This is a genomic window from Bacteroidales bacterium (genome assembly GCA_035353855.1).
GTDB lineage: Bacteria > Bacteroidota > Bacteroidia > Bacteroidales > CG2-30-32-10 > DAOQAK01.
Map to the genome: position 1 here is coordinate 43,442 of DAOQAK010000002.1, position 15,007 is coordinate 58,448.

Below are 15,007 nucleotides of genomic sequence, written 5' to 3' on the forward strand. Positions count from 1 at the left end.
TACTAAGCGGGCTGCTCAAGAGCAGCCCGCTTTTTTTTGTGATATCATAATTTATTGATTTTTTCGTTCTATATTTGCCATTATGAAAAATATCATGCGCATATTTCGTTATGTAAAGTCTTACTGGGGTTCGGCTTCATTGAATATTACTTTTAATATTTTGTCCGTTTTATTTTCGTTGGTTTCATTGGCAATGGTAATCCCTATTCTGCGTTTGCTTTTTGGAATACAGAAATTGGTTTTAATAAAACCCGAATTTCATTTCAGCACTGATGGTATCATAAATACATTTAATTATTATGTTAGCCAGATTATTGTTAATTATGGAAAAGAACAGGCATTGATATTTATTTGTATCCTGGTAATCATTTTATTTTTTCTTAAAAATTTATTTCGCTACATGGGTATGTACTACCTGGCAACAGTACGAAACGGAGTAGTGAAAGATTTGCGTAACGACCTTTACCAGAAAGTTCTTATTCTTCCACTATCATATTATTCCGAACAAAAAAAAGGTGATATTATAGCCCGCATGACCAGCGATGTTCAGGAAGTGGAATGGTCGATCATGAGTTCACTCGAAATGATTTTTCGTGACCCTTTAAACATTGTGGTTTTTTTGGTAACGCTGATGATAATGAGTCCGCAGCTTACGATATTTGTTTTGATCCTTTTGCCTTTAACAGCTTTTTTGATAAGCAAAATTGGAAAAAGTTTAAAAAGAAGTTCTGATAAAGTTCAGAATAAAATGGGAATTATTTTATCGGTAATTGAAGAAACTCTTTCGGGGCTTAGAATTATCAAGGCTTTCAATGCTATTGATTATTCAGGAAAAAAATTCAAAAAAATGAATGATGGCTACACCAAAATAATGACAAGGGTTTATAGGAAACGCGATCTTGCAAATCCGTTGAGTGAATTTTTAGGAGTATTGGTAGGAGTAATTATAATTTGGTTCGGAGGAAAATTTGTTCTTAGCAACAACAGCAGCGTATCTCCCGAAGTTTTTATTGCGTATGTAATTATTTTTTCACAGATAATTCCACCGGTGAAATCGTTTGTTACAGCATTTTATAATATTCAGAAAGGTGCAGCCAGTGCCGATCGTATTAAACAGGTTTTAGATGCAGAAGAGGTTATTGAAGAAAAATCCAATGCAAAAAAAGTAAAAGAATTTCAGAAAAATATTTCATACAATAATGTTTCATTCACTTACGAAAAAGAAGAAGTGCTAACGAATGTAAACCTTGTTATTGAAAAAGGAAAAACCATTGCACTTGTAGGACCCAGTGGTGGCGGCAAATCCACGATGGTTGATTTATTACCGCGTTTTTACGATTGTACAAAAGGTGAAATATGCATTGACGGTGTTCCGATAAAAGATTATGTGATTTCTGATTTGCGAGGATTGATGGGAATTGTAACGCAGGAGTCGATTTTATTTAATGATACGGTTTTCAATAATATTGCATTTGGGCTCGAAAATGTTGATAAGGAAAAAGTGATCGAAGCGGCTCGGATTGCTAATGCGCATGAGTTCATCATGGAACTGGAAAACGGTTATGAAACAAATATAGGAGATCGCGGTATTAAGCTTTCGGGAGGACAACGACAACGATTAAGCATTGCACGGGCAGTTTTGAAAAATCCCCCGATTTTAATTCTTGATGAAGCAACATCTTCACTCGATACCGAGTCGGAACGATTGGTGCAAGAGGCTTTGGAAAAATTAATGAAAAACCGGACATCAGTTGTAATCGCACATCGTTTGTCAACCATACAACATGCCGATGAAATAATTGTTTTACAAAAAGGAGAAATTGTTGAACGTGGCAAACATGCAGATTTGCTTGAGATAAACGGGATTTATAAAAAACTTTGCGATTTACAATCATTCAATTAATATGAACTTTTTTGGCAAATTGAAATCGCCAGATTCTCATCTATCAAGACTTTTCAAAAAGTTTTCGTTTTTATTTTATCTCTTTGTTTTTTCCGTTCCAGTTTTTTCACAGCAATATAATTTTAAAAATTATACTGTAAAAGATGGCCTTCCCAGCAACGAGGTTTACCAGGTTATCCAGGATTCCAAAGGCTACATGTGGTTTGCTACCGATTATGGTGTAAGTTGTTTCGATGGGTATAAATTTAAAAACTTTAATACAAAAGATGGCTTGCCTGATAATACTATTTTTGAAATTTATGAAGATTACAAAGGTCGCATTTGGTTTATATCACGTTCAGCTAAGCTTTCTTATTTTTATAATGATAGCATTCATTTGTATTGGAATAATGATAAGTTTTTAAAGTATATTGGAGATGTGCCTAATATTATAAATAAAACATTTAGTGTTGATGAACAGGATAATGTTTGTATTGGAATATATACAAAGGGCATTTTTAAAATAAGTAAGACAGGAAGGGTATATAGAAAAAATTCATACAATTTGAATATTTATACTTATGTTTTTAATATTGAAAAAAATATAGTCTATTTAGATTATCCCGATACTACAAAATCTTATAAATATGATAAAGGAATTGTTGCTTTTATAAAAGAAAACAATAAATTTTATAAAATCAAATTAGATGAAAAAAATGTGTTAGTAAATGTGATGCCAATCTTATGTATTAGAGGAAATACAGGAAATATATACTTTTCAATTAATAGTATAATACATTGTATGAACAAAATTCCCGAATATATATATTATACTTTTCAAAACAACAAAATAATTTCTCTATATATTGATATAGAGAACAATTTATGGGTTGGTACCCAATTTGGAGGTTTTTATTCTTTTAAAGATGGTGATATAACTAAAGAACCAGAATTACACTTGTTAAAAGATAAAGCAGGGACAAGCATATTACGTGATAAAGAAGGAGGTTATTGGGTTACTACAATTTATGATGGTATTTACTATTTCCCTTCTATAAAGTATAAAACTTATAATTCAACAAATGGTTTAGCCGAAGATGCGCAAAATATTTTAGAAACTGATGGCAAATCTATTTATAGCGCCACATTATTAAGTCCATATATAAATAAAATTGCAGAAAGGAAAATAAAAAAGATTAATTTTTTTAATGACTCCAATAAATCAATAACATCAATATTTTATGATACAGCAAATAAAACATTATGGATAGGAACGAGAAAATATTTATACCTGTTAAAAGATAAAAAAATTAAAGAATTTAATAGATATTTCTATATGCCTGGTCATTATTTTCCCGGATGTTCTTTTGTTAGTGGAGAGATAAATGAAATTGCACAAACAAAAAACAAGAAAATATGGTATGGTACAATAAATGGATTATGTAATGTAAATAAAGATACAGTATATACATATAAACCCCCAAAATCATTTTTACGCACCTATAGTTTACTTGAAGATAAAGAAAATACCTTTTGGATTGGAAGCAATGATGGGTTATACAAATTTGAAAATGGGAATTATAAATATTACGGAAATAAAAATCCACTACTAAAAAATAGAATCACATCAATAAAAAGAATTGATATAGATAGTTGTATATTGATTGCTACCAAGGGAGCAGGAATATTGGTAATGAAAGGTAATAATGTATTACAAATAAGTGAAAAAGATGGGCTCCTCAGTAATCATATCAAACATTTATTTATTGATAAAAATGTGATTTGGGCGTCAAGTAATAATGGATTAAATAAAATAACGATATCTAATAAAAATACTTTTTCATTTAAAATAGAAAACTTTACACAAGAAGATGGCTTGATCTCCAGCGAAATCAATAGTGTATTGGTATTGCGAGATTCAGTATATGTAGCAACAAAAAACGGGTTGTGTATATTTAATAAAAACGAAGTTCACACCAATACCACACCACCACCTGTTTATATAACAGGTATAAAAATAATGAACGATGATACACTAGTTCAATCGACATATACGTTACCATATGATAAGAATTTCATAGAAATCAATTTTGTAGGTTTGACATATAGAACAGCAGGAAATGTAGTATATAAATATAGATTATCAGGAGCCAATGAAGAATGGGTGTATACTAAAACCCCAACAATTTTTTATCCTATGTTGCCTGATGGTAAATATAAATTTGAAGTTTATGCCATGAATAAAGATGGAGTTTATAGCACTAACCCCGCCACAGTAGAATTTATAATACGTCCACCTTTTTGGAAAACCTGGTGGTTCATAGGTTTATGCGTTTTATTTATTGCTGTTGTTATACGTATGATTTTTTATTTCAGGGTAAAAGCTATAAAAAAGACCAATGAATTGAAAATGCAATTGAATAAATACATGCAACAGGCTTTGAGCCAGCAGATGAACCCGCATTTTATTTTTAATTCATTAAACTCAATTCAATACTACATTTTAAAAAATGATAAGACTACTTCAAATAGATACCTTGCAAAATTTTCACGATTAATGCGAATGATATTAAATAATTCGCAACATCAACAAATCACTATACAGGAAGAACTGGAAGCATTAAGTATTTACATTGAATTGGAGTCATTAAGGTTTAAGGACAAATTTGAATATACGATCATAGTGGATGAAAAACTGGATACCAGCATATATAAAATTCCACCATTACTTTTACAACCTTATATTGAAAATGCGATATGGCATGGGTTGATGCATAAAGAAGAAGGGCAAGGGGTATTAACGATAGAATTAAAGATGAAGGAAAATATAATATTGTGTACCATAACAGATAATGGAGTAGGTAGGGATAAAGCAGCGGAAATAAAAAGTAAAAAAACCCACACATATGCGTCTCACGGAACAAAAATTACAGGCAACAGGTTAAAATTGATAAGTACCTTAAACAATATTCAGATGCAAATAAATTACATAGATTTAAAAGATGATAAGGGAAAAGTCACTGGAACAAAAGTGGAAATTACGATTCCTTTGATAAAATAAATTTTCTTTATAAATATTTTATACATTTGTCTGCATTAAATATGTATTAACTGCAAATAAATACAAATGAATATAGTAATTGTTGACGACGAAAAAGATGCTGTACATTCGCTGGAACTGATGTTGAACGAATATTGTTCCGATGTTAATATTGTCGGAAAAGCATTTTCGGTAATAGAAGCCATTAAAGAAATACAAAATAAAAAACCCGACCTGGTTTTTCTTGATATTGAAATGCCGCATGGTACCGGCTTTGATATCCTTGATAGCATCCCCGACAGAAAATTTGAAGTAATATTTGTTACAGCATATAATGATTATGCCATTAAAGCAATAAAAGCAATGGCGGCAGACTACATCATGAAACCAATGGATATTGACGAATTAATATCTGCTGTGGATAAAATAAAAATAAGAATAAAGGAAAAAGATAACGGAAATATAGGTAAGTTTTTACAGATAGGTAATTCTATCAGTCAGCTTCCTGTAAAAATAGCCATACATACTTTAAGCGGAGTAGAATTTGTTGATACTACAGAGATTGTAAGGATTGAAGCCGCAGGAAGTTATTCAAATGTATTTATGAATGGGAATAAAAAAATTGTTAGTTCAAAAAACCTGAAAGAGTTCCAGAATATTTTAAATAATGAATATTTTTTCAGGGCACACAATTCTCATCTTATTAATTTGATCATGGTAAAGCGTTTTTTAAAAAACGAAAACATGATTGAAATGAATGACGGTTCCATTATTTCTCTTTCGCGCCGAAACAGGGAGGATTTTATTAGGCAAATGGAAAAAATGTCAAATTGATATTTTAAATAGAAGTTCAAAAAATAAAAAATCAGGAGGAGAAACACCCTCCTGATTTTTTAGGTGTATATCTGGTAAATTCATTCTAAAATATTTCATGTAATTTTACTGAAAATTATTGCAGCATATTATTATGAACCCCAATCATATTTACATTAAAGATTTAGATACAAAAATTATTAAGTTCATTAAGAAGCATCATGTGCTTACACTGGCAACTTCGAATGATAATATTCCGTATTGCTGCAGTTGCTTTTATGTTTACAACGAAAAAGAAAATTATTTCCTAGTTACATCCGATAAAAACACAAGGCATATTTCCGAAGTGGTTATACAGCCTCATGTATCAGGTGCAATAGCATTGGAAACTACCATGATTGGGAAAATACAGGGTATTCAGTTTACGGGAACCATGAAGGAAGTGAAGCAAGAAGAATTCAATATAGAAAAAATTAAGTATATCAAACGTTTTCCTATTGCTGCATTTGCCGAACTCCTGTTGTGGCGCATTGTTCCCGATTTTATAAAATTTACCGACAACCGTCTTGGGTTAGGAAAAAAAATGATTTGGCAGAAAAAATTTTAATCAGTATTTCGATACCGTATAAACATCTTCTTTCATTTCAATTACTTAAACCTTTCGTTGATTAATTGTTAATAAAAAGCTATGGCGGCGTAATTAATCTTGTTTATCTTGCATAACCGTTTTTAAACAAGACGGATTTTTTTATCTAATTCCAAAACAACTATTTAAAAAATTATTTAAAACTAATATAAAGAATTTTTTTCTATAATGGAAAACAAAGTTACTCAGAACCCCACTAATGATGCCGAAAAGAAGAATAAAACCAATGTTTACGACGATGTTCTTAAAGAACGCATCAGGCCAAGTTTATTTGATGATGAAAAATCAGAACAGAAAAATGAAGAGAAACAAAATGAAAATAAAATAAAAAAAGAAGAGGTGAAACAAAAAACTTTTTCTTACGATGAGGCTTTAGAAAAGACCACAATCTATTTTAAGAATGACACGCTGGCGGCAAGCGTATGGATTAATAAGTATGCACTGAAAGATTCCCAGGGTAATTTATATGAATGCACTCCTGATGATATGCATCGTCGTATTGCCCGTGAAATTGCACGCATTGAAAAAAAATATCCTAACCCGATGAAGGAGGATGAAATTTATGATCTTCTGAAAAATTTCAAATACATTATTCCACAGGGTAGTCCTATGGCAGGTATTGGAAACGATTTCCAGATAGGATCTCTTTCAAATTGCTTTGTTATAGGGCATAACGGACCTTCCGATTCGTATGGTGGAATTATGAAAGTGGATGAAGAACAGGTACAGCTTATGAAACGTCGTGGTGGCGTTGGGCATGATCTTTCGCATATTCGTCCCGGCGGAACTCCTGTTAAAAACAGTGCTCTCACTTCAACAGGTATTGTTCCATTTATGGAACGTTATTCAAACAGTACGCGCGAAGTGGCTCAGGACGGGCGTCGTGGAGCATTGATGTTAAGCATTTCTATCAAACATCCCGATTCGGAAAAATTTATTGATGCAAAACTCGAAGAAGGAAAAGTTACAGGCGCTAATGTTTCGGTAAAAATTACCGACGACTTCATGAAAGCCGTTATTAATAATGAACCATTCTTTCAGCAATATCCCGTAGACTCTGCAAAGCCTTCTGTTAGAAAAGAAGTTAATGCACAAAATCTCTGGAAAAAAATAGTTCATAATGCATGGAAATCTGCTGAACCCGGCATTCTTTTCTGGGATACTGTAATTCGTGAATCGGTTCCCGACAGTTATGCCGACCTTGGATTCCGCACTGTTTCTACAAATCCTTGCGGAGAAATTCCATTATGTCCTTACGATAGTTGTCGCCTTATTGCTATCAATCTTTATAATTATGTCGAAAATCCTTTTACCGAACAGGTAAGTTTTGATTCGGAACTTTTTATAAAACATGTTCATTATGCACAAAGAATGATGGACGACATCATTGATCTTGAATTGGAAAAAGTGGATAAGATTCTTGAAAAGATTGAAAAAGACCCGGAAGATATTGAAATTAAAAGAACAGAAATAAACCTTTGGAATAATATCAAAAAGAAATGCATCGAAGGTAGACGTACCGGTATTGGTATTACCGCCGAGGGTGATATGCTTGCTGCTTTGGGTTGCCGCTATGGTACCGATGATGCAACCAATTTTTCAATTGAAGTTCACAAACTTCTTGCACTCGAAGCTTATCGTTCATCGGTGAATCTGGCTAAGGAAAGAGGACCTTTCCCTATTTATGATCCGGGCAGAGAAAAAAATAATCCTTTCATAAAACGTTTGAAAGAAGCCGATAATTCACTGTATGAAGACATGGCAAAATACGGACGCCGTAATATTGCTCTTCTTACTATTGCACCTACAGGAAGCGTTTCGCTGATGACACAAACCACATCAGGTATTGAACCGGTATTCCTTATTTCTTATAAACGAAGAAGAAAAGTTAACCCCAATGATAAAAATGCACGTATTGATTTTGTTGATGAAGTTGGCGATTCATGGGAAGAATATAATGTGTTCCACAATAAATTTTTAAAATGGCTCAAGGTAAATGGTTATGATGTTGACAAAGTGAAAATGATGAAAGATGCCGACCTGAATGCAGTCATTGAAAAATCGCCGTATTACAAAGCAACAGCTAATGATGTGGATTGGGTTGCTAAAGTGAAAATGCAGGGCGCTATTCAGAAGTGGGTCGATCATTCAATCAGCGTTACCGTAAATATTCCTAATGATGTTAAAGAAGAGTTGGTAGCAACAATTTATAAAACAGCATGGGAATGCGGATGTAAAGGTGTTACTGTTTATCGTGAAGGTTCACGCGCCGGCGTTCTGGTTGCTGACAAGAAAAAAGAAGATATTACAGAATTCAAAGAAACTTTTGCACCTCAGCGTCCAAAAAGACTTGAAGCAGAAATAGTACGTTTTCAGAACGATTATGAAAAATGGATTGCTGTGGTAGGATTGCTTAATGGAAGACCATACGAAGTATTTACAGGTAAAGCCGAAGATTTTTATTTACCTCCGTTTGTTCAAAAAGGCTGGGTTATTAAAGGCAAAACAGAGAAAGATAAAAGTCGTTACGATTTCCAGTTTGAAGATAAGCAAGGGTATAAAATTACCATTGAAGGATTGTCGCGTATGTTCGACAAAGAATACTGGAATTATGCAAAACTTATTTCGGGAATACTGCGTCATGGAATGCCTATTCCTTTTGTTGTTGAATTGATTTCAAAACTAAATCTTGATTCCGATTCTATCAATACATGGAAAGTAGGAGTTGAGCGTGCATTAAAGAAATTTATTCCCGATGGGACTAAAGTTGCTGATAAAGTTTGCTCAAATTGTGGCGATACTGAAGGATTGGTTTATGAAGAAGGTTGCCTGAAATGCAAGAGCTGCGGATATTCTAAATGCGGTTAAAAAATTATAACCTAAAAATAACACATTTCAAAACCGGCAGAAAAATTTATTCTGTCGGTTTTTTATTTTTCTGCAATTTAAAAAAATGATAATTTTATCTTTATTTTGATAATGCAAAGTAATGGATAATTACGAATTCGATTTGGCTTTTGAGCTTGTCGAAAATACTTCAAGAAATTTATTTCTTACAGGAAAAGCAGGAACAGGGAAAACTACTTTTCTGAAATATGTTGTTCAACATTCAATGAAGAATATGATTGTAGTTGCGCCCACAGGTGTTGCAGCTATTAATGCCGGCGGGGTTACCATTCATTCTACGTTCGGATTGCCATTGCTTAGTTTTATCCCTTCGAATGATTTTGTTGACCCGAATATTGCAGCGAACAGAAAAGAATTAATAAAACATTTGCATTACAGAAAAGAAAAAGCTGAAGTATTCTTTAATCTCGAACTTCTGATAATTGATGAAATAAGCATGGTGCGTGCCGATTTGCTAGATGCTGTTGATTTTGCTTTACAGTTTGTCCGGAAAAATAATAAACCTTTTGGCGGAGTTCAAACATTGTTTATAGGCGATATGCATCAGCTTCCACCTGTTATTAAAGAAGAATCGCAAAATATTTTAAGTAAATATTATTCAAGCCCGTACTTTTTTGACAGTATGGTTTTGAAAAATAATCCTCCTGTAAGTATTGAATTACTTAAGATTCACCGACAGGAAGATGAAAAATTTATTGAGATTCTTAATAAAATTCGTCATCAGCAGTTTGATAACGATGCGTTCGATAAATTACATAAAAGATATTTTCCCGATTATGAACATTCAGGAAACGGGCGCATATATCTGACTACACATAACGCAATTGTAGCTCAAATAAATGAAACACAATTACGAAAATTAAAAACAAAATCTTATTTCTATAAAGCTGAGGTTGATGGCGAATTCAAAGAAAATTTATTTCCTAACGACAATGTTATTGAATTAAAAGTTGGTGCACAGGTTATGTTCATAAGGAATGATACCAGTGTACAGAAAAAATATTTTAACGGGAAATTGGCTACAGTAGCTTATTTATCTGACGATTGCATAAGGGTGTTGTTTGAAAACGAAAAGGAAGAATATGAGTTGGCAAAAGAAGAATGGGAAAACAAACAGTATTATGTCGACAAAGAAAAAAACGAAATAAAAGAAGATGTAATTGGCGTTTTCAGGCAGTATCCTATTCGCCTGGCGTGGGCTGTAACTATTCACAAAAGCCAGGGATTAACTTTCGATAAAGTTATAATCGATGCAGGACGCTCATTTGCTCCGGGTCAGGTATATGTAGCATTAAGTCGTTGCCGAAGCCTCGAAGGAATAATTCTGAAATCAAAAATTCATGAAAAGGTTATTTTTTCTGATGATACCATTAATAATTTTCAAAACGAAATTTGGAATCTGAACGAAGTTAAGGCCATCATTGAAAAAGAGAAGCTTCCTTATAGTCTCGAAAAAATTTATAATGCGATAAGCCTTCAGCAACTTGTTAGTGCTTTAGCTTTATGGAATGATATTATTCTTGAAAAAAAATTACCTTCAAAAGAAGAAGTGCATGAACAATGCAGAATAATGCGCGAATCGCTTGATGAGCTAAGCGAGGTTGAAAATAAATTTATAAAACGATTGCAGGAAATGTATCGTGGATATGAAACAAAACAATTTTCTTGGCAGCAAATAGAAGACCGGTGCAGCAAGGGAATCGAATATTTTGTGAATTTTTTAAAAGAAAAAATTTTATTCCCGCTTGAATTTCACAAAACACAAATTGTAAAAGCAAAAAAAGTCAAAGGTTACACTAAGATTGTAAAAGAGCTGTTAATAGAGGTATCGGCTAAAATAGAGCAACTCAGAAACCTTTATCTTCTCGAAAAAAAATTATACAATATAAAACCGGAAGACGAACCAAAAACAAAAAATAATATTGAAAATATTTCAGGGGAAAAAGAAAAGAAAGTATCAACTTATGAAATTACATTATCGATTTTAAACGAAGGAAAAACCGTTGAAGAAGCCGCCAGTGAAAGGAATTTAACTATAGGAACAATATATTCGCATATTGCAAAACTTATTGCAATGGGAAATATATGCGCAACAAAATATATTGATAAAAATAAACTCGATGAGATTATTAGCGTTATTGAAAAACTTGAGATACCAACGCTTAGCTCAATAAAAAAAGAACTCGGCGCTTCTTATACTTTTGAAGAAATTAAATTAGCACAGGCTGAATTTTATTTCCGAATTGCAGAAACAATTAAGTTGGACAAATGAATTTAATTTAGTAAATTATTTTTATACCATTTGTTAACTTTACATTAAAAATAATGTTCTGCTACTTATTTTCTTATTTAAATTTTATATTTGTGTAAATTATTTTTGATGGAAAACAACGATTATAAAATTCTGCTGGTTGACGATGAACCCGATATTCTTGAGTTCCTCGGCTATAATCTTACAAAGGAAGGATATAAAATTTTTAAGGCGAATAATGGCAGGCAAGCCATTAAGACAGCAACAGAAATAAAACCGCATTTGATTATTTTAGATGTGATGATGCCCGAAATGGATGGCATTGAAACCTGTTCGGAATTGAGAAAAATATCTTCTTTGAAAAACACTATCATTGCTTTTCTTACTGCACGCAATGAAGACTATTCTCAGATTGCCGGATTTGACGCGGGTGCCGACGATTATATTCCTAAGCCCATCAAACCCAAAGTTTTTGTCAGTCGTGTAAAGGCTTTGTTGCGAAGGTATAATGAAACAGATACGGCAACAGAAAAAATAAATTTAGGTGATATTGTAATTGACCGGGAACGCTATGTAATATTTTTAAAAGGCGAAGAAATTATTTTACCGCGAAAAGAATTTGAACTCATATCACTTCTTGCTTCTAAACCAAATAAAGTTTTTACACGCGATGAAATTTACGACAGTATCTGGGGAAACAGCGTGGTTGTAGGCGATAGAACCATTGATGTTCATGTAAGGAAAATTCGTGAAAAACTTGGTATCGAAAATATCAAAACCATAAAAGGCGTTGGTTATAAATACGAAATATAAAACTTCTCAAAGCATTATAAATACTGTTATTAAACGTGATTATGAAAACAACTAAATTTTATTTTTTAGGATTATGCATTTTTATTTCTGCAATTGCATCGGCACAAAATAAACTGCTGACACTTGAAGATATTTATACAAAACGAATTCTGTATCCCAAGTATATGAGCCAACTGCAATGGATTGCGAAGAGTGATAATTTTTCTTATGTCGATTTGAAATGTTTAATAAAAGGAAATACTGTAGATGAAAAACGTGACACCATTTTAAAATTGTCATCGCTAAACGAATCACTGAAATCCACTGGTGATGCTGAATTGAATACGTTTCCCAGTATAATATGGCTTGATGAAAATACTTTCTATTTTAATGAAAACAATAAAGTATATAAATATTTATTGAATGAGAAAAAAATTATTGTTGTCGGTGCTATCAATGAAAATGCCGAAAATACTGATGTTTCAGAGAAGTCATTATATACTGCTTATACGGTGAATAATAATCTTTATGTATCAGCAGAAGGAAAGATAAATGCTGTAACTAACGATACCAATGTAAATATTGTAAATGGGAAATCGGTTCATCGTGATGAATTTGGGATTACTAAAGGAACGTTCTGGTCGCCTTCAGGGAAATTGCTTGCTTTCTATCGTATGGACCAAACAATGGTTACCGATTATCCGTTAGTGCATATTACCGATTTAAAAAATCGTATTGCTGAAGAAGAATTGATAAAATATCCAATGGCCGGAATGACTAGTCATCATGTGACACTTGGAGTATATAATCCGCTTACCCGGGAAAAAATATTTTTGAAAACAGGTGAGCCTGCAGAACAATATCTGACAAATATTTCATGGAGTCCTGATGATAAATATATTTTTATTGCCGTGCTGAATCGTGCGCAGAATCACATGAAGCTGAATCAATACGATGCAACAACAGGTGATTTCATTAAAACACTTTTCGAAGAAAAAAATGATAAATACATGGAACCATTGAACGGAATGTATTTCCTGAAAACAAAGCCCGATCAGTTTATCTGGCAGAGCCAGCGTGATGGTTACAATCATTTGTATTTATACAGCATTGATGGAAAATTAATAAAACAGTTGACCAAAGGCAATTGGGTTGTTACCGATTTTTATGGAACCGACATGAAAGATTCGAAAGCTTTTTTTATTTCAACAGCTGTGAATCCGCTGGAACGCCACATATATAGTGTTGATATGAAAAGTGGTAAGATTTTAAAAATATCTTCAACCGAAGGTTATCATGATGCACAGTATAGTTATGATGGAAAATATGTTCTGGATAATTATACCAGTACAAAAATCACAACTGAATATTTACTTGAAGATGCAAATGGGAAAATTTTACAAACCATCAAGAAAAATTCAAATCCGCTGAAAGAATACAAACTTCCTGAAATGTCCATTTTTACTATAAAAGCAAAGGATAGTAGCGATTTATATTGTCGGATTTTAAAGCCAATTGATTTTGATGCAAATAAAAAATATCCTGTTATCGTTTATGTTTATGGTGGACCGCATGAACAATTAATTACAGACACATGGTTAGGCGGTGCCGGGCTTTATTTGAATTACCTGGCAAGTAAAGGTTATGTGATATTCACACTTGATAATCATGGATCATCCGACAGAGGTTTAAAATTTGAACAGGCAATTTTCAGAAATATAGGTACTATTGAAATGGAAGATCAATTGCTAGGAATTAATTATCTGAAAAAACTTTCTTATGTTGATACTACGCGTATGGGCATCAATGGCTGGAGTTACGGAGGTTTTATGACAATAAATATGTTTTTGAAAAATCCCGGATTGTTTAAAGTGGCAGTAGCAGGCGGTCCTGTAATCGACTGGAAATTTTATGAGGTAATGTATGGTGAACGATACATGGATACACCTGATGAAAATCCATTAGGCTATGATAATGCTGACTTGCTGAATTATGTAAAAGACTTAAAAGGAAAATTATTGGTAATTCATGGAACTATTGATAATACGGTAGTCTGGCAACATTCACTTACCTTCTTGAAAAAATGTATTGATGAAGGAAAGCAAATCGATTATTTTGTTTACCCAGAGCATGAACATAATATTTCCGGAAAAGACAGGATGCATTTGCAATACAAAATTGAAAATTATTTTAATGATTATTTGAAGTAATAACTATAGTTTTTTTAATAAATTCGGTGCTTTTTCTTATATTTGTACAAATCAAAAACAAAATTTCTGAACTTATGAATAGCCCGGAAATAAAAGAATTCATTAAGGAGTATGGATATTTGTTTTGGTATACCCCCGAAGATAAAAAAGAAAATATCAGTAAAGAATTTCTTGTTGAAACCATTCTTAATTATGGGGATTTGAATGCAATAAAAAAACTTTTTGCAGTTTTAGGAATCAAAGAAACCTCTGAAATATTTTATAGTGCAGAAGGAAGGAAAAAATTAAACTATTATCCTGAGATATATAATTATTTTTCACTTTTTTTTAAAAAACATCAATAACCATCAATGACTATTCTTAATCATCAATAACCACAAATATCGAAGCACTTGAATAATTTTTTAATGGGACGCGGATGACACGGATGTTACGGATTTGCACGGATAATCAGGAAAAATGAAAG

Annotated in this window: 9 protein-coding genes; all 9 read left to right on the forward strand. The window is 32.5% G+C overall.

Annotation, left to right across the window (positions count from 1 at the left end; genetic code table 11):
- The first annotated feature begins 82 nt into the window (after positions 1-82).
- The 9 genes from PKK00_00630 to PKK00_00670 all read left to right on the forward strand — a co-directional run bounded on the left by PKK00_00630 (position 83) and on the right by PKK00_00670 (position 14,885).
- Positions 83-1,903: an ABC transporter ATP-binding protein gene (locus tag PKK00_00630; GenBank protein ID HNW96896.1), complete on the forward strand. Its 1,821-nt coding sequence runs from the start codon at positions 83-85 to the stop codon at positions 1,901-1,903.
- A gap of 19 nt (positions 1,904-1,922) precedes the next feature.
- On the forward strand, positions 1,923-4,943 hold the full coding sequence (locus PKK00_00635; GenBank protein ID HNW96897.1) for a two-component regulator propeller domain-containing protein: 3,021 nt from the start codon (positions 1,923-1,925) through the stop codon (positions 4,941-4,943).
- A gap of 66 nt (positions 4,944-5,009) precedes the next feature.
- Positions 5,010-5,756 carry a LytTR family DNA-binding domain-containing protein gene (locus tag PKK00_00640; protein ID HNW96898.1) on the forward strand — a complete coding sequence of 249 codons (747 nt, stop codon included), beginning with the start codon at positions 5,010-5,012 and terminating at the stop codon, positions 5,754-5,756.
- 133 nt (positions 5,757-5,889) lie between these two features.
- Positions 5,890-6,342, forward strand: coding sequence for a hypothetical protein (locus PKK00_00645; protein HNW96899.1), 453 nt, complete (start codon positions 5,890-5,892; stop codon positions 6,340-6,342).
- Between the two features lie 378 nt (positions 6,343-6,720).
- On the forward strand, positions 6,721-9,249 hold the full coding sequence (locus PKK00_00650) for an adenosylcobalamin-dependent ribonucleoside-diphosphate reductase (GenBank protein ID HNW96900.1): 2,529 nt from the start codon (positions 6,721-6,723) through the stop codon (positions 9,247-9,249).
- Between the two features lie 121 nt (positions 9,250-9,370).
- On the forward strand, positions 9,371-11,560 hold the full coding sequence (locus PKK00_00655; protein HNW96901.1) for a helix-turn-helix domain-containing protein: 2,190 nt from the start codon (positions 9,371-9,373) through the stop codon (positions 11,558-11,560).
- A gap of 108 nt (positions 11,561-11,668) precedes the next feature.
- Complete coding sequence (locus PKK00_00660) at positions 11,669-12,352, forward strand: response regulator transcription factor (GenBank protein ID HNW96902.1); 684 nt, start codon at positions 11,669-11,671, stop codon at positions 12,350-12,352.
- Between the two features lie 41 nt (positions 12,353-12,393).
- Positions 12,394-14,541, forward strand: a complete 2,148-nt coding sequence (locus tag PKK00_00665; GenBank protein HNW96903.1) for a DPP IV N-terminal domain-containing protein — start codon at positions 12,394-12,396, stop codon at positions 14,539-14,541.
- Between the two features lie 74 nt (positions 14,542-14,615).
- A complete protein-coding gene (locus PKK00_00670) occupies positions 14,616-14,885 on the forward strand; it encodes a hypothetical protein (protein ID HNW96904.1) in 270 nt (89 codons plus the stop codon).
- Positions 14,886-15,007 lie beyond the last annotated feature (122 nt).